Below are 18,038 nucleotides of genomic sequence, written 5' to 3' on the forward strand. Positions count from 1 at the left end.
TTTTAATTTAAAATAAGTTATAATTATATTTAGATATTATTTAAGAAGGGAAGACACAACGATGTTTAACGAAAAAGACCAATTGGCTATCGATACAATACGTGCACTAAGTATTGATGCTATCGAAAAAGCAAATTCTGGACACCCTGGTTTACCAATGGGAGCTGCCCCTATGGCGTATACATTATGGACACGTCATCTTAATTTTAACCCCCAATCTAAAGATTATTTTAATAGAGATAGATTCATTCTTTCAGCAGGACATGGCTCTGCTTTACTATATAGTTTATTACATGTATCAGGTAGTTTAGAATTAGAAGAACTAAAACAATTTAGACAGTGGGGTTCTAAAACTCCAGGTCATCCAGAGTTTAGACATACAGATGGAGTAGAAGTAACAACTGGGCCACTAGGTCAAGGATTCGCAATGTCAGTGGGAATGGCACTTGCTGAAGATCACTTAGCTGGTAAATTTAATAAAGATAATTTTAATATGGTTGATCATTACACATACGTTTTAGCTTCAGATGGAGATTTAATGGAAGGTATTTCACATGAAGCTGCTTCATTTGCGGGCCATAATCAATTAGATAAGTTAATCGTTTTATACGACTCTAATGATATTTCACTTGACGGTGATTTAAATAAATCATTCTCAGAAAATACACAATCTAGATTTGAAGCATATGGTTGGAATTATATTTTAGTTAAAGATGGCAATGATTTAGAAGAAATTGATAATGCTATTAATAAAGCTAAATCACAACAAGGCCCAACTATTATTGAAGTTAAAACTGTTATCGGTTTTGGCTCTCCAAATAAAGCTGGTTCAAATGGAGTACATGGCGCTCCGCTAGGTGAAGATGAAAGAAAACTTACTTTTGAAGCTTATGGACTTGATCCTGAACAACGATTCAATGTACCTGAAGAGGTTTATGAAATCTTCCAAACTTCTATGTTAAAACGTGCTAACGAAAATGAAGATGCTTGGAAAGCTAAATTAGAAGATTATAGCAAAGAATATCCTGAATTAGCAGAAGAATTTAAGTTAGCAATTAGTGGTAAATTACCTCAAAACTATGAAAAAGAGTTACCTAAATATGATTTAGATCATAAAGGAGCATCTAGAGCAGATTCTGGAGAAATTATTCAAAAACTTAGTCAAACAGTACCATCATTCTTTGGGGGTTCTGCTGATTTAGCAGGGTCTAATAAATCTAATGTCAAAGAAGCTAAAGATTATGATAAAGAAACACCAGAAGGTAAAAATGTATGGTTTGGTGTACGTGAATTTGCGATGGGTGCAGCAGTGAACGGAATGGCTGCTCATGGTGGATTACATCCTTATGCAGCGACATTCTTCGTATTTAGTGATTACTTAAAACCTGCATTACGTTTATCAGCTATCATGGGTCTTAACTCAACATTTATCTTTACACATGATTCAATAGCTGTAGGTGAAGATGGTCCAACACACGAACCAATAGAACAATTAGCGGGCTTACGTGCTATTCCGAATATGAATGTTATTCGACCTGCAGATGGTAATGAAACACGTGTAGCATGGGAAGTAGCATTAGAATCAGAACAAACACCAACTTCTCTAGTTTTAACACGTCAAAACTTACCAACATTAGATATTGCTGAAGAAAAGGTAGAAGCGGGAGTTCGTAAAGGAGCTTACGTAGTATTTGAATCAGAAAAGGATCCAGAATACTTATTATTAGCATCTGGCTCAGAAGTTAGTTTAGCAGTAGAAGCTGCCAAAGATTTAGACAAACAAGGTAAAGGTGTTAGAGTTGTATCAATGCCAAACTGGTTTGCATTTGATAAACAATCAGATGATTATAAAGAATCAGTATTACCGTCCTCAATTACTAAGCGTGTAGCAATTGAAATGGCATCTCCATTAGGTTGGCATAAATATGTTGGAACAGAAGGCAAAGTTATTGGTATTGATGGCTTTGGCGCAAGCGCACCTGGTGATTTAGTAGTTGAAAAATATGGATTTACTAAAGAAAATATATTAAATCAAATTCGCACATTCTAATATCTTAAATTATTAATAATTAGAGAAGGGTTACTAGCTCAAGTTTATTAGCTAGTAGCCTTTTATTTTATATAAGTTTAATAGTCAATTTGTTAAGAAAAACAAATATTTGTTATCATTGCTAATGGTAGGTATTAGTTATCACTTTAAAGTGCCTCTTGAAATAACAAAGTGAATTTAGTAAAATTCAGTAGGATAAAGAAAGTGGGTGAAACAATGGCAACTTGGTTAGCAATTATTTTAATCATTTTAGCACTTATCGTAGGATTAATCGGTGGTTTCTTTTTAGCAAGAAAATATATGATGGATTACCTCAAAAAAAACCCACCTATCAATGAAGAAATGCTACGTATGATGATGATGCAAATGGGTCAAAAACCATCTCAAAAGAAAATCAATCAAATGATGACAATGATGAACAAAAATATGGACCAAAACATGAAAGGCAAATAAAGCCTATAATGACGGGCGTTACAGTGATTTTAGATTTTCACTGTAACGCCCGTTTTTGTTTACTGGTAACACTATGGTAACAAAATATTTAGTTTTTAATTGCTTTCTTTGTATCGCTCATTAAGTATTCCAGCTATTTCATTTTCAGTGTTCGGATATAAGTGGCCGTATGTGTTCACGGTTGTTTGTATATCGCAGTGACCTAAATGACGAGACACAACGTATAGTGAGACACCCGCATTAATCAATAAAGACGCATGTGAGTGTCTATGGGCCACAAGTATTTTAGGCAATCCGGCGCGCTGTGTGCCTCTCTTGAGCAACATATTAACTGTTGTATTAGGACACTTAGGCGAGATATTAAACACTTAAGAACTAATATTTTATTAAAGTTTAAATATGTTAATTTATAATTGCAACATAATTATTTTCTATAAGGAGAGATTAAATTGAAAAAGTTATTAGTTTCAACGTTAACTGGCTCAATTGCAATTGCGACTTTAGGTAATACTTATGTTTCAGCGTAAGAGGTGGAGAAAGCGAACAATTAACAAGTAGCTAGTACCAGTGAAAAAGCGAATACTACTCAAACTAAATCAATCAATAACTACAGTAAAAAAGAAATCGACAAACAGATGACTGAAAGAGGATGGCATAAACACAAAAACGCTGATGGTACTACAACATATACTCAATACGAGGGCGATACAATAGCAAATATGCAAAAACATGCTACACCTCAACAAAAAGAAAAAATGAACAAAGAACTTAGACATAACCCTATGCCATTCAAACAGGGCGTAAATTCTTTCAAAATGAGTAAAGATGGGAAACATTTCACTATTAAATTAAGTAAAACAACAGCGAAAGCTATAGCTACAACTGGCACTGCGGCAGCAGGTGGCTTATTCGCTTTACTTGGGCCATTCTGGGGATACGGAGCATCTATAGCAACTTCATTAGCGAACGTATACGGTTCAGGCTCAATTAAAAACGGTGTAGTAGGTCATGGAGTTGTTAAAACAAGTCCTAAAGGCGACGCTACACCTTATATCACTAGTTGGGGAAATCAGTAATTTTTAATTACGTTCTGAAATAACAGGGGTGTATAGTATGCATTTGACACCAGAATCTATCATTATTGGTATCGCTACTTTCATTGCAGTTATTGTAGCGTCATATATTGGCAGGAAAATCAAAGATAATGTAATTTTAAGTATGGTAGTAACAGTAATTCTTACTTTGATATTGCTTTTTGTCATATATAAAGTAGGAATATGGATATATTATAAATGACATTTTTTAAATTATATTAAATCACTTATAATTCTTGTGAAATGCGATAGCCATGCATACTAAGTGTGGTTATCGTGTTTTATTTTACTTTTATATAACGGTATACGTGACTATAATTGTAATTAGTAACACATTTTTTTATAATATACTCATATCGCAATAGCGCTAAATAAAAATAGCGTTATTATGTATAACATTATTTAGTTTGCTTTATTAGATTGTATTACACTCATATATATTTTATATGTTTACAGGCTAGTCCACGATAAAGGTGGGCTAGTCTTTTTTGTTGTGTCCTCTTCGCAAGACGTTAAAAGGCGATGACGTAAGTCCGGCGTTAACGGATAATCTTATCGGTGTCGAACACCGTTATCAAAACGTAAGGAACGAATTTTATGGCATTTAGTAGAGAAGAACTCAAAAATATCGGTATAGATGACGAAAAAATCAACGACGTGATGACGTTATACGGTAAGAATATTCAAAGTCTTAAAGATAGCGTTGATGAAGAAAAACGAAAAGCCGAAGAAAATAAGAAAGAAGTTGAATCTTATCGTAAACGTATCAACGAACAAAACGATGAGTTAGATAACTTGAAAGAAAAGATCAATAAAGGCGAAAACTTAGAGGAGCAAATAAATGCACTCAAGCAAGTCAATAAAGAAAAAGACCAACAACACATCAATGAGATGAACGAGGTTAAATTGCAATATGAAATTGACAAAGAACTAAACAGTGCAGGCGCTAAAAATACAACATCAGTCATGGCGTTAGTCAATCGCGACAACATTTCGTTTGATAGTGAAAAAGGTTTACGTGGCTTAAAAGAGCAATTGGACGACCTTAAAGAAATGAAAGTTATCTATTCGTATATGATAACGATGATAAAGGCGGCTCAAAAAATGCCGATAGTCAAAGCAATTCAAACAGTAATATGAACTATAGCGTAGGTAAAGGCAAAGGTAACAGCGGCTCAGAGGCTGAAGCTAACGCATTAGGCGAAAAGTATTACGATGAATTATTTGGAGCGAACAAAAAATAAGGAGGTTAAACCCTATGAGTTTAAAACCGAAAGTAATTAATGGTTTTGGTTTCAATCCAGAGTTTATACGCGACGCTAAATACTTAGAATACACTGTAGGTAATCCAGTGTTAGATGCGTCTAAATTCACAGAGCCAACAACAGTTAAAGCAGGTACAGCTATTTCATGTAATGAAGATACTGGTTTATATGAGTTGGTTACTGATAGCACTTCAAACATCGTTGCAGGTGTATTAACAACAAATGAGGTTGTTGTGTACCCTAACAAAAACAAAGAAGTGCCAGCAGTACGTAAAGCGTCAGTAAGACCCGAACGTATCCACGGTGCTACAGACGCATTTAAAGAGGCTACAAAAGGCCGTATTTCTTAAGATATTTAATCGTATCTATTAATCATTTTAACTATAAGGAGGCATATGAATGGTATTAGAAGATAAGGCTTTCCAAAAGGCTACCTTACAAGCATTCATTAACAAAGGCGACGCAGACCGCGACGTTAGTTTATTCCCGTTAGCGCAAGCGTTCCCAACTGAACAAGTTAAAGATATTGAAAATGTTTACAATATCATCAAAATATAATTAAATGTAGCAGCGTTTATCGCAGGCTTTAATTCAGGTTCTCCCATCAGAAATAAAGGTCAAGGTAGGCAAGCTATGGCGAAACTTACTAAAATTCAAGACGCTTATTTCCTAGTTATAATGGAATTATTACGTTACAACAACGCACATTCAAATGATGAACAATAATAAGTCTTAGACGCAGTATTGATTAGCTCAGAAAACTTGAGTGCAGGCGTTGAAAAAACGAAAGAATTACTACGTACGCAAATGGCTTATCATGGTATTAAAGACCAAAACATGAAAGGCAAATAAAGCCTATAAGTTCAGGCGTCACAGTGTTTACAATAACCACTGTGACGCTTTTTTTATTACTTATTAAGATATGATGATTAATTTTATTTATGAATAAGTAATTTTTAAAGGCAAGTTTTGTAATGATTGATTAAAATATATTGTAAATCGTAACTTAAAAACAAAAGAGTATTAAAAAAGTTAAAATTATTAAGTTACATAGCAATAAGTTTGGTTTACTATTTAATTGGGGGCGATAAATAATGACAAGTCGTAATAAGGAATTACTCAAATTAGGTTTTAATATAGTAAACTTAACTATCTATATCGTTTTAATCTATTTATTAATTAAATTATAGACGTGTTACTTATATATTAGTGATCAAACCTTCAATAACACATGCCTTAGCAAAAAATAATTTGCTAAGGCATTTTTAAAACTGTATGGGAACTTAAATTAGTTATTGATAAAACTGGTTTTTAAATCTTTAGAATTTTAGAAAGTTTAAAGTAGTCATTGATATAAGGATAGTGATATACTATCATATGATGAATTAAGAGTATTAAGTTTATGTCATAAGAAGGTGTCAAATTGGCTTATTTAATTTTTTCTATTGTCGTTGCTTTTTTAATGGGCGCAGTAGTAATTGTAATAAGAATGAAAGCACAAAAGTTTCCAGTTAATGAAAAAAAAATCATTTTACCTCCATTCTTTATGGCTACTGGGGCTTTAATGTATATTATTCCATATTTCAGATTAACAGGTATGGAAATGTTAGAATCACTAATTTTAGGTGTACTATTCTCAACTGTTTTAATTTTCACATCAAGATTTGAAGTCAAAGGCAGCGAAATTTACATGAAGCGTTCTAAGGCATTTCCAGTAATTTTAATTTCGTTATTAGTTATTAGAACTATTATTAAAATCTTTATTAGCAATGAAATTAACCCAGGTGAAATAGCTGGTATGTTTTTCTTACTAGCGTTTTGTATGATTGTACCTTGGAGATTAGCAATGTTTTATAAATATAAAAAGTTAAAAAAATCACTAGTTAAGTAGTGTATTGGCCACTTGTCATATTATTTGATGAGTGGCATTTTTTACTTGAAAGTTGATATTAATCATTATAAAATATAAATACGAACAAATGTTCTATTTAGGAGGATGATTATGAAAATTATACATACTGCTGATTGGCATCTTGGTAGAATCTTGAATGGTAAACAGTTATTAGATGATCAAAAATATGTATTAACTAAATTTATTAATCATATGGAAAAAGAACAACCTGATGTCATTGTTATAGCAGGTGACTTATATGACACCTCTTATCCGAGTAAAGAAACGATGAGTTTACTTGAAAATACAATTGCAGAGTTGAATATAATACTTCAAATACCTGTAATTATGATTAGTGGGAATCATGATGGAAAAGAAAGATTGAATTATGGGTCATCATGGTTTGAACATAATCATTTGTTTATAAGAACCAAACTTAAGGATATACATAAACCTATAGAAATAAACGGGGTACAATTTTTTGCTTTACCTTTTGCGACAATAAGTGAAGTACAACACTTTTTCGAAGATAAAGAAATCAATACTCATCAACAGGCTTTAAATCGCTGCATAGAATATATGTCTCAAAATATAGATGAAAATAAAGTGAGTATTTTAATTGGTCATTTAACTATTAAAGGTGGTAAAACATCTGATTCAGAGCGACCTTTAACTATAGGAACTGTAGAGTCAGTTGAAAGACAGTCATTTGATCAATTTGAGTATGTTATGTTAGGACATTTACATCATCCCTTTAGTGTAAATGAAAAAAACATTAAATATAGCGGCTCATTACTACAATATTCATTCTCTGAAGTGAATCAAGCAAAAGGTTATCGCATAGTTAATATCGATGAAGTTTATCATGTAGAAGATACATTTAAATCTATTGAACCTTTAAGAGAATTAGAGGTTATAGAAGGGGATTATGATGATGTTATTGAAGAACGAGTTTCTGTGAAAAATAAAGATAATTATTTTCATTTTAAACTCACTAATATGTCACATATTAATGATCCAATGATGAAACTTAAACAAATTTATCCTAATACATTAGCATTAACTAATAATACATTCGAACATATTGAAGAGTTTAATAATGTAGAGATAAAGAAACAAGATGATCAATCTATAATTAAGTCGTTTTATGAATCAATGACTAATGAGGAAATTAGCGAAAATCAATCTAATAAGATAGCTGAAATTTTAAATAATATTATGAGAAAGGAAGTCTAATAAATGAAACCATTAAATTTGAAGTTAAACAATTTTGGACCCTTTCTTAATGAGACAATAAATTTTAGTCAAATTGAAAATAATGAACTCTTTCTAATAAGTGGTAAAACCGGGTCTGGTAAAACAATGATTTTTGATGCTATTGTGTATTCATTATTTGGAGAAGCTTCAACTAAAAATAGAAAAGAGGGTGACTTAAGAAGTCATTTTGCTAGTGGTAAAGAACCTATGAGTGTGACATATGAATTTAAACTAAATAATCAAATATTTAAAATTCACAGGGAAGCTCCTTTTATTAAAGAAGGCAATACTACTAAAACCCAAGCAAAACTTGATATTTATGAGTTAATTGATGATGTTTATGAACTAAGGGAAAGTAGAGTCAATGCGGGTAACCAATTTATCACTCAAATTATGGGCGTGAATGCTGAACAATTTAGACAATTATTCATTTTGCCTCAAGGTGAATTTAAAAAGTTCCTACAATCAAATAGTAAAGAAAAACAATCTATTTTAAGAACGTTATTTAATAGTGAAAGATTTGAAGAAATACAAAAGTATTTAATAGAAAGCGTTAAAAATGAAAAATTACAAATAGAAAATAGATATAATGAAATAGATTACTTATGGAATGAACTTGCTACGTTTGAAGACGATTATTTACTTAAAATAAAAAATATAGAGAGCTCGCAAACCGAGAAAATTTTAGAACGTTTACCAAAATTTATAAATCACGGTAAAAAAATATTATCTAACTATAAAAAGCGAAAAGATATGTTGGACCACGAAGTTGAAAAAGTTACTAATGAATATACATTTAGTAAAGAGTTGAACCAAAATATAAACTCTCTAGAAGAGAAAAAGAAATCATTCGAACTCCTCAAACAAAATCAAGATAGTATTGATCATCTTAAGGTTGAACTAAAGAAAATAAGGGAATCTAATGTTTTGATTAATTATTTCAAAAGGCAAAAAGTTGTTAATAAAGAGATTGAGGAATTAGAGACTGAAATCACTAAATCAAAATCTAAAGAAGAAGAATACGAAACTCAAATTAATAATGTAGAAAAAACTCTTAAATCTTTAGAATCAGAAGCACCAGAAGTTAACAAAGCTAACAAATATCTTGAACAAACTTATAATTTTTACAATAATCTTGATGATTATATTAAAGTCTTTGAGCAAAAGCCTATTTATCATGAGGAATTAAATAAGTTAGAAAAAAAGTATTCCGATTCAAAAGAGCAAAAAGAAAATCTTCTGAATCAAGCTAAAGGAAAATCAAGAAATTATGAAATAGTTGATCAATATATAGATGAGATAAATAAAATCAAAACTTTAATCGATGATACTGAAAGGTATTTGAAAAGTGAAGAACAAGTTCGGAAAATTAAACAAGAACAATCTGAAAATGTAAGACAAATTAAAGATTTAAAAGACAAATATGCAAACTTAGAGCATATTATTTCACAGGTTGATGCAACTAATATTGATTTAAACAATAAGGAGACATTTGTTAAAGAAATTCAAACGGCTCTTTCAATTGGAGATACATGTCCAGTTTGTGGTAATGAGATTCATTCACTTGGAGAACATATTAATTTTGATTTGATTGCTCAAAATAAAAAGCATTTAAAAGAGCTTGAGGATAGTAAAATCTCCATCAATGAGAATATCATTAGGTTAGAAAGTAAAAATGAAGAATTGACTAAACGAGAAGAGGACATCAATTTTAAAGATCAAGAAATTCAAGATTTAGATGAACTTAAATCGAAGTTAGAAGAGATAGAGAACGCTAAAAGGCTTCAACAAAAAGAAAATAAATTTTTAGAGTCAATTAATGAAGAAGAGAAGAATTTAAATCAAAATCTTCATACATTTGAGCTAGACCTAAATAATAAAAAAGCGCAACTTGAACAAATAGATATTAAATTAAATGATTTTAAGAGAAATACACAGTTTGAATCATGTACATCATTTAAGCAGTACTACGAGAATAAAAAGCAAGAGACTCAAACTTTTAATGAGCGTAAAGAAACTATAAAAGACCAACTAAATGAACTTAAGAATAACTTAAATATAGAGTCAACTAATGTTAAGCATTACAATCAAAATTTAGAAGCTAGAGTTGAAGAAGAAAATCAGCTTACTATTAACATTAAAGATGAGATGAACCGAAATGGTTTCGAAACTTATGAAGAAATTGAAGAAGCAATAAGTTTAAGTGAAAATAAAAGTAATATTGAAGAAAAAATTAATGACTATAACAAACAGTATCAAACCTATGAGATTGAGATTAGCCAATTGGAAAAACTTGTTGACGGTAGAGAACTTACTAATTTAGAAGATATTGAAACGCATCTAAAAACAAAAAAACAAGCATTAGAGCAAATTAATTCAGAAGTTGCAACAATAGCATATATGCAAGAAGCAAATATAAAAAATATTGATAAAATTGAAGACTTAATCAATACATTAAATGAAGAATTAAAAGAGCATAAAGAGATATTTTTACTAACGGAAATTCTCTCAGGCAAAAATAGTCATAAACTAACACTAGAGAATTATGTGCTCATTTATTACTTAGAAAAAATTATCTTTAAAGCTAATCAACGTCTATTAACAATGAGTGGAAATAGGTATCAATTGATAAGAAGAGAAGCTATTTCTCAGGGCTTCAGTGGTCTTGAAATAGATGTATTTGATTTTCATTCTAATAAGTCTAGACATATTAGTTCTCTTTCTGGAGGGGAAACATTCCAAGCTTCTCTTGCATTAGCATTAGGTTTAAGTGAGATTGTTCAACAAGAATCTGGTGGCATTAATTTAGAATCAATGTTTGTTGATGAGGGATTTGGTACGTTGGATCAAGAAACATTAGAAACTGCCCTTGATACTCTAATTAACTTGAAATCTTCCGGTAGAATGGTGGGAATTATTTCACATGTAAGTGAACTAAAACAGAGAATACCACTTATTTTAGAGGTATCTACTAACCAGTATCAAAGCCAAACTAGATTTAAAAGAAATTAGTAATATACAAAACAGCCGTTATGAGATAATCATAACGACTGTTTTTATAATATTATTAATTTTTCTCTCTAAGTAAATCTCTAATTTCAGTTAATAAAACTGTATTTTCTTCAACTTCTTCCTCTTCTTCTTCTTTTTTCATAATAGTGTTAGCTATTTTAACGAAGATGAAAAGGGCAAAAGCAACAATTATAAAATCAATAATAGATTGTATGAAAAGACCATACTTTATTCCCCAGAAAGACCAATCTTTAGCAAAATCAACTGAACCGAAAATTTTGCCAATCAATGGCATAATGATGAATTGAACTAATGATGTAACGATTTTATTAAACGCCGCGCCCATTACTACAGCGATAGCTAAATCTAATACATTTCCTTTGAGAGCAAAGTCTTTAAATTCTTTTAACATATACTTAATTCCTTTCTAATTAAAATATAAAATCAATTATACAACATATAAATATTTTAGCAAATACTATATTTAAGTAAATTTGATTATGAAAAAGACGTTTGTTATGCTAAAGAGGTGCATTAGTAAAATTAAATTTTTTAAGATAAAAAAAGAATTTTTTAATTTTACTACTTTGAAAATTTAATATTCGGATGAAGGGAGTAATTAATTATGAATTCTTCTTCTCAAGAGAAGAGAAACAAGAAGTTTTCATCAGTGTTTATCTATAGTTCAATCATTGTTGCAATTGTAGTAATCATTGGTGCCATTTGGCCTGATAAGTTCGACTACATTACTAACAATGCTAAAATGTGGATTACTGATAAACTTGGATGGTATTACTTAATTTTAACTACTATTATTGTTTTCTTCTGTATCTTCCTAATTTTCAGTCCAATTGGGAAACTCAAACTAGGTAAACCTAATGACAAACCAGAATTTAATACTATTTCTTGGTTTGCAATGTTATTTAGTGCAGGTATGGGTATTGGATTAGTGTTCTATGGTGCAGCAGAGCCAATGGCTGACTTTGCCGCTCCACCTACAGCAGATCCTAAAACTACAGAAGCTTATACAGAAGCTCTGAGATCAACATTCTTCCACTGGGGATTCCATGCTTGGGCTATCTATGGTGTAGTAGCATTAGCTCTTGCTTATGCGCAATTCCGTAAAGGAGAGCCAGGTTTAATTTCAAGAACATTAAGACCTATTTTAGGTAATAAAGTTGAGGGACCTATAGGAACTTTAATTGATGTTCTTTCAGTATTTGCTACATTAGTAGGTGTAGCAGTTTCACTAGGTATGGGAGCCTTACAAATTAATGGTGGTTTAAACTATTTATTTAATGTTCCTAACAATACATTTGTACAAGGGATTATTATCGTAATTGTTACAATCTTGTTCATTGCAAGTGCATGGTCAGGTTTAAGTAAAGGTATTCAATATTTAAGTAACTTAAACATTAGCTTAGGTGCTATTTTAATGATTATCACTTTAATCATTGGCCCTACAGTTCTAATTTTAAACATGATGACTAGTTCAACTGGTAGCTTATTAAATACTTTCTTATTTAATAGCTTTGATACAGCTGCGCTTAATGGACAAAAACGAGATTGGATGTCAACTTGGACACTATACTATTGGGGTTGGTGGTTAAGTTGGAGCCCATTCGTAGGTGTATTCATTGCCCGCGTTTCAAAAGGTCGTTCAATTCGTGAATTTATTTCAGGTGTTTTACTTGTACCAGCACTTGTAAGTTTCGTTTGGTTCAGTGTATTTGGTGTGCTTGGTATTGAAACAGGTAAAAAACATCCTGAACTATTCAAAATGTCACCTGAAACACAATTATTCGGTGTATTCAATCACATACCTATGGGTATAGTATTATCAATTATTGCATTATTATTAATCGCATCATTCTTTATTACATCTGCAGACTCAGCAACTTTCGTATTAGGTATGCAAACAACATTTGGTTCACTTAACCCAAGTAGTATGGTTAAAGTGACATGGGGAGTTGCTCAAGCACTTATTGCATTTGTTCTATTATTAGCAGGTGGCGGTGATGGTTCTAAAGCCTTAAACGCTATTCAAAGTGCCGCAATTATTAGTGCCTTCCCATTCTCGTTTGTCGTCATAATGATGATGATTAGTTTCTATAAAGATGCAAACCAAGAACGTAAATTCTTAGGATTAACATTAACTCCTAACAAACATCGTTTACAAGACTATGTGAGATATCAACAAGAAGATTATGAATCAGATATTCTTGAAAAAAGAGAATCTAGAAGAAATAAAGAAAAAGAAGAATAATTCGTAATTAACTTTAAAGCCTATAAGTGTGAATTGACTTTCATACTTATAGGTTTTTTTATTAATAAATTTAAATGGGATTGATAACCATTCTCAATTAATAATATTTACTTATTGCACCATAAGCTAATGATAACTTTTTCTTATATAACCTGATTAAAAATGCGAAATGAAAATAAAGCGTTTTCTAATGGTACACAGTTGTTTTGATAAACATATAATAATACAATTTAATTAACGGCATATAAATATATAGAAATATCAAGGGGGATAACAAATGGCTTCTAATATTAAAGAACAAGCAAAGAAACAATTCCAATTAAATGGCCAATCATACACTTACTATGATCTGAAGACATTAGAAGAACAAGGTTTAACTAAAATTTCTAAATTACCTTACTCAATTCGTGTTTTACTAGAGTCTGTATTACGACAAGAAGATGATTTTGTAATTACTGATGATCACATTAAAGCGTTAAGTGAATTTGGTAAAGATGGTAATGAAGGTGAAGTACCATTCAAACCGTCACGAGTTATTTTACAAGACTTCACAGGTGTACCTGCAGTCGTAGACTTAGCATCATTACGTAAAGCAATGAATGATGTAGGCGGAGACATCAATAAAATCAACCCTGAAGTGCCAGTTGATTTAGTCATTGACCACTCAGTTCAAGTAGATAGCTATGCGAATCCTGATGCATTAGAACGAAATATGAAATTAGAATTTGAACGTAACTATGAACGTTACCAATTCTTAAACTGGGCTACTAAAGCTTTTGACAACTATAACGCTGTACCTCCAGCAACTGGTATCGTACACCAAGTTAACTTAGAGTACTTAGCAAATGTTGTACATGTACGCGACGTTGATGGTGAACAAACTGCTTTCCCAGACACTTTAGTAGGTACCGACTCTCACACTACAATGATTAATGGTATTGGTGTATTAGGTTGGGGTGTAGGTGGTATCGAAGCTGAAGCTGGAATGTTAGGTCAACCATCTTATTTCCCAATTCCAGAAGTTATCGGTGTTCGTTTAACTAACTCATTACCTCAAGGTTCAACAGCAACTGACCTCGCTTTACGTGTAACTGAAGAATTACGTAAAAAAGGTGTTGTTGGTAAATTCGTAGAATTCTTTGGTCCAGGTGTTCAACACTTACCTTTAGCTGACCGTGCTACAATCGCGAATATGGCTCCAGAATATGGTGCAACTTGTGGTTTCTTCCCTGTTGATGAAGAATCACTTAAATACATGAAATTAACTGGACGTAAAGATGATCATATTGCACTTGTAAAAGAATACTTACAACAAAACAATATGTTCTTCGACGTTGAAAAAGAAGATCCAGAATATACTGATGTTATTGACTTAGATTTATCTACAGTTGAAGCTTCATTATCTGGTCCAAAACGTCCTCAAGACTTAATTTTCTTAAGTGATATGAAAACTGAATTTGAAAAATCAGTTACAGCACCAGCTGGTAACCAAGGCCACGGTCTTGATAAGAGCGAATTTGATAAAAAAGCTGAAATTAAGTTTAATGATGGCTCTACATCAACTATGAAAACTGGTGACATTGCTATCGCTGCGATTACATCTTGTACTAACACATCTAACCCTTACGTTATGTTAGGTGCAGGTTTAGTTGCTAAGAAAGCGGTTGAAAAAGGACTTAAAGTTCCTGAGTTTGTTAAAACTTCATTAGCTCCGGGTTCTAAAGTTGTAACAGGTTATTTAAGAGACTCTGGATTGCAAGAATACTTAGATGACTTAGGATTTAACTTAGTAGGTTACGGTTGTACAACTTGTATCGGTAACTCTGGTCCATTATTACCTGAAATTGAAAAAGCAGTTGCTGATGAAGATTTATTAGTTACTTCAGTTCTATCTGGTAACCGTAACTTTGAAGGTCGTATTCATCCATTAGTTAAAGCTAACTACTTAGCTTCACCACAATTAGTTGTTGCTTATGCATTAGCTGGTACTGTAGATATTGATTTACAAAATGAACCAATCGGAAAAGGTAAAGATGGTGAAGATGTATACCTACAAGATATTTGGCCTTCAATTAAAGAAGTTTCAGATACTGTTGATAGTGTTGTTACACCAGAATTATTCTTAGAAGAATATAAAAATGTTTACAACAATAATGAAATGTGGAATGAAATCGATGTTACTGATGAACCTTTATATGATTTCGATCCAAACTCAACATATATTCAAAACCCAACATTCTTCCAAGGTTTATCTAAAGAGCCTGGAACTATTGAACCACTTAAAGATTTACGCGTAATGGGTAAATTCGGTGATTCAGTAACAACTGACCATATCTCTCCAGCAGGTGCTATTGGTAAAGATACACCAGCAGGTAAATATTTATTAGATCATAATGTTCCAATCCGTGACTTTAACTCTTATGGATCTCGTCGTGGTAACCATGAAGTAATGGTACGTGGTACATTTGCTAATATTCGTATTAAAAACCAATTAGCTCCAGGAACTGAAGGTGGCTTCACTACTTATTGGCCAACTGAAGAAATCATGCCAATTTATGATGCTGCTATGAAATATAAAGAAGATGGCACAGGATTAGCTGTTTTAGCTGGTAATGACTATGGTATGGGATCATCTCGTGACTGGGCAGCAAAAGGTACAAACTTATTAGGAGTTAAAACTGTTATCGCTCAAAGTTATGAACGTATTCACCGCTCTAACTTAGTAATGATGGGTGTACTACCATTACAATTCCAACAAGGTGATTCTGCAGAGTCATTAGGTTTAGATGGTAAAGAAGAAATCTCAGTTGAAATTTCTGAAGATGTTCAACCACATGATTTAGTTAAAGTTAAAGCTAAAAAAGAAAATGGCGAAGTAGTAGAATTTGAAGTAATTGTACGTTTCGACTCATTAGTTGAATTAGATTACTATCGTCATGGTGGTATCTTACAAATGGTATTAAGAAATAAATTAGCTCAATAATCATTTAATGCTAACTAGCGTTAAAGTTAAATTAAGTTAAACAATTGCCGTGCTAACATTTGTGTTGGCACGGCTTCTTTGTGTTATCCTTAAGTTAAAAACAGAAATGATGAGTTGAAAGAAGGACTAAAGTTTATGATTTATAGTTTGACAGAAATAGAAGCAAGATATCAGGAAACGGATAAAATGGGAGTTATATATCATGGGAATTATGCCACATGGTTTGAAGTCGCGCGTACGGATTACATAAGAAAACTTGGTTTTAGTTATGCTGATATGGAGAAGACAGGTATTATATCACCAGTTACTGATTTAAATATTAAATATAAGAAGTCAATTTTTTATCCTGAAAAAGTAACTATCAAAACTTGGGTTGAGAAATACTCAAGATTGCGTTCTTTATATTGTTATGAGGTTTATAACGAAAAAGGAGAATTAGCTACAACTGGTTCAACAGAATTAATATGTATGAAAGCTGATAACTTTCGACCTATACGTTTAGATCGTTACTTCCCTGATTGGCATGCTACTTATAGCAGAGTTGCTGAACTGAATAAAGAAGGAAAAGAAGCTGAAGTAACAGACGGCATTAATAACCTATAAATGACTTAAAATAACCCGCTTCTGACTCAGTCAAAAGCGGGTTATTTTATTTTTTAGTATATGAGATTTCATCTTCATGATCGACGACATCTACTAGTATTACATCATCTTTGAAGTACCATAAATCCTTTTCCGCTACGACAATATTTAAACCATCATAGCTTTGTTCAAAACCTATTTCTACATCATCTCTTCTATCTACACTGAAAGCAGGGCTAAAGCCTTGTTTAAGTTGAAATTCGCCACCATATCTTACATAAAATTGAAGTACTTTATTTTCTTCAGGTAAATCAAGTTCATCTTTGAACCATTCAACTGCCTCTTTAGTTAGCTCGATATCCATTTTTATACCTCCAATTTTAATTAGCATTTATAGTTTATTGCTATGTTAAAGGTATACGCATTATAGCACAATTAATATAACTGCTACATTTATACTGATTCACTTTAATCAGAGTTAATAAATTGATTATAAAAAAACACTAGAAGTCATTAACTTCTAGCGTAAAGAAAAATTTTAAGTTACATCCATTTAATTTTAGGCTCTTCACCTTTGAAAATTCTAACAATGTTAGTTCTATGACGAATGATTAGTATGATTGATACTAGAGCACTCATTCCCAATAATATATAGTCATGAATAATGACCGAGCCTATGACGCAACAAATTGCAGCAATTATACTTGATAAAGAAACATATTTAAATATCTTTAATATTCCAAAGAATATAATTGCTAAAACGAGTAGTAGTAAAGGATTTACGCCTAATACGACACCTGCACTTGTAGCAACTGCCTTCCCACCATTAAATTTAAGATAAATAGGATATACATGTCCCAAAATTGCAAATAATCCTACTATCAATCCATTCGTAAAGAATGTACTGATTATGCCATCAGCATGAACAGGGAACCATAACGGGAAAAAGACCGTTATAAATCCTTTGAAGATATCTAAAAATGTAACTACGAAACCAGCTGGCCTCCCTAAAACACGAAAGCTATTTGTTGCTCCAGTATTGCCACTGCCATACTGTCTAATATCTTTTTTTAAAAATAATTTACCAATGACTAATCCACTTGGAAATGCGCCAATAAGATAACTTAAAACTAACATGACGACAATCATCATAAAAACTTACACATCCTTTAGTGACTTAGCTTC

The 18,038-nt window shown here is 31.8% G+C and carries 17 protein-coding genes; 13 read left to right on the top strand and 4 right to left on the bottom strand.

All coding sequences use genetic code 11. The features are described from left to right. Nucleotides 1-61: 61 nt before the first annotated feature. Together tkt and HMPREF2642_RS09045 are read left to right on the top strand one after the other, a co-directional pair. On the top strand, nucleotides 62-2,050 hold the full coding sequence (gene tkt / locus HMPREF2642_RS09040) for a transketolase (protein ID WP_070597793.1): 1,989 nt from the start codon (nucleotides 62-64) through the stop codon (nucleotides 2,048-2,050). 216 nt (nucleotides 2,051-2,266) lie between these two features. Continuing rightward, nucleotides 2,267-2,503, top strand: a complete 237-nt coding sequence (locus tag HMPREF2642_RS09045; protein ID WP_016898133.1) for a YneF family protein — start codon at nucleotides 2,267-2,269, stop codon at nucleotides 2,501-2,503. 95 nt (nucleotides 2,504-2,598) lie between these two features. On the opposite strand, the gene HMPREF2642_RS11430 is transcribed toward HMPREF2642_RS09045, so the two are convergent. Further along, nucleotides 2,599-2,871 carry a tyrosine-type recombinase/integrase gene (locus HMPREF2642_RS11430; RefSeq protein WP_229952714.1) on the bottom strand — a complete coding sequence of 91 codons (273 nt, stop codon included), beginning with the start codon at nucleotides 2,869-2,871 and terminating at the stop codon, nucleotides 2,599-2,601. Nucleotides 2,872-3,138: 267 nt separating this feature from the next. Between HMPREF2642_RS11430 and HMPREF2642_RS09050 the strand changes: the two genes are divergently transcribed. From HMPREF2642_RS09050 to sbcC, 8 genes are all read left to right on the top strand, one after another. Then, nucleotides 3,139-3,579, top strand: coding sequence for a hypothetical protein (locus HMPREF2642_RS09050; protein WP_002433923.1), 441 nt, complete (start codon nucleotides 3,139-3,141; stop codon nucleotides 3,577-3,579). Between the two features lie 37 nt (nucleotides 3,580-3,616). Beyond that, on the top strand, nucleotides 3,617-3,799 hold the full coding sequence (locus tag HMPREF2642_RS09055) for a hypothetical protein (RefSeq protein ID WP_002433834.1): 183 nt from the start codon (nucleotides 3,617-3,619) through the stop codon (nucleotides 3,797-3,799). A 395-nt stretch (nucleotides 3,800-4,194) separates the two neighbouring features. Continuing rightward, nucleotides 4,195-4,737 (top strand): phage scaffolding protein, encoded by a 543-nt coding sequence (locus tag HMPREF2642_RS09060; RefSeq protein ID WP_030062735.1) that lies wholly within the window; start codon nucleotides 4,195-4,197, stop codon nucleotides 4,735-4,737. A 118-nt stretch (nucleotides 4,738-4,855) separates the two neighbouring features. Further along, complete coding sequence (locus tag HMPREF2642_RS09065; RefSeq protein ID WP_030062734.1) at nucleotides 4,856-5,212, top strand: hypothetical protein; 357 nt, start codon at nucleotides 4,856-4,858, stop codon at nucleotides 5,210-5,212. A gap of 49 nt (nucleotides 5,213-5,261) precedes the next feature. Beyond that, a complete protein-coding gene (locus tag HMPREF2642_RS11745; protein ID WP_002433944.1) occupies nucleotides 5,262-5,420 on the top strand; it encodes a hypothetical protein in 159 nt (52 codons plus the stop codon). 865 nt (nucleotides 5,421-6,285) lie between these two features. Continuing rightward, nucleotides 6,286-6,753, top strand: coding sequence for a CcdC family protein (locus HMPREF2642_RS09070; RefSeq protein ID WP_002433613.1), 468 nt, complete (start codon nucleotides 6,286-6,288; stop codon nucleotides 6,751-6,753). A 111-nt stretch (nucleotides 6,754-6,864) separates the two neighbouring features. Continuing rightward, entirely contained in the window at nucleotides 6,865-7,989 is a 1,125-nt protein-coding gene (gene sbcD, locus HMPREF2642_RS09075) for an exonuclease subunit SbcD (RefSeq protein WP_030062733.1), read from the top strand. A 3-nt stretch (nucleotides 7,990-7,992) separates the two neighbouring features. Further along, nucleotides 7,993-11,022, top strand: a complete 3,030-nt coding sequence (gene sbcC, locus HMPREF2642_RS09080; RefSeq protein WP_070597794.1) for an exonuclease subunit SbcC — start codon at nucleotides 7,993-7,995, stop codon at nucleotides 11,020-11,022. 55 nt (nucleotides 11,023-11,077) lie between these two features. Here the strand turns inward: sbcC and mscL are convergent, their stop codons facing one another. Then, on the bottom strand, nucleotides 11,078-11,434 hold the full coding sequence (gene mscL, locus HMPREF2642_RS09085; protein WP_002433596.1) for a large conductance mechanosensitive channel protein MscL: 357 nt from the start codon (nucleotides 11,432-11,434) through the stop codon (nucleotides 11,078-11,080). 213 nt (nucleotides 11,435-11,647) lie between these two features. On the opposite strand from mscL, the gene HMPREF2642_RS09090 reads away from it, so the two are divergent. The 3 genes from HMPREF2642_RS09090 (at nucleotide 11,648) to menI (ending at nucleotide 16,874) form a co-directional block, all read left to right on the top strand. Next, nucleotides 11,648-13,288, top strand: coding sequence for a BCCT family transporter (locus HMPREF2642_RS09090; RefSeq protein WP_002433960.1), 1,641 nt, complete (start codon nucleotides 11,648-11,650; stop codon nucleotides 13,286-13,288). A gap of 277 nt (nucleotides 13,289-13,565) precedes the next feature. Next, nucleotides 13,566-16,271: an aconitate hydratase AcnA gene (gene acnA, locus HMPREF2642_RS09095; protein ID WP_023350325.1), complete on the top strand. Its 2,706-nt coding sequence runs from the start codon at nucleotides 13,566-13,568 to the stop codon at nucleotides 16,269-16,271. Nucleotides 16,272-16,406: 135 nt separating this feature from the next. Then, nucleotides 16,407-16,874 (top strand): 1,4-dihydroxy-2-naphthoyl-CoA hydrolase MenI, encoded by a 468-nt coding sequence (gene menI, locus HMPREF2642_RS09100; RefSeq protein ID WP_002433572.1) that lies wholly within the window; start codon nucleotides 16,407-16,409, stop codon nucleotides 16,872-16,874. A gap of 46 nt (nucleotides 16,875-16,920) precedes the next feature. Here the strand turns inward: menI and HMPREF2642_RS09105 are convergent, their stop codons facing one another. Beyond that, a complete protein-coding gene (locus HMPREF2642_RS09105; protein WP_002433639.1) occupies nucleotides 16,921-17,217 on the bottom strand; it encodes a HesB/YadR/YfhF family protein in 297 nt (98 codons plus the stop codon). 179 nt (nucleotides 17,218-17,396) lie between these two features. Next, nucleotides 17,397-18,005: a glycerol-3-phosphate 1-O-acyltransferase PlsY gene (gene plsY / locus HMPREF2642_RS09110; protein ID WP_030062730.1), complete on the bottom strand. Its 609-nt coding sequence runs from the start codon at nucleotides 18,003-18,005 to the stop codon at nucleotides 17,397-17,399. Nucleotides 18,006-18,038: the final 33 nt, after the last annotated feature.

The sequence above is a fragment of the Staphylococcus sp. HMSC055A09 genome, assembly GCF_001809655.1.
Taxonomy (GTDB): Bacteria; Bacillota; Bacilli; order Staphylococcales; family Staphylococcaceae; genus Staphylococcus; species Staphylococcus capitis.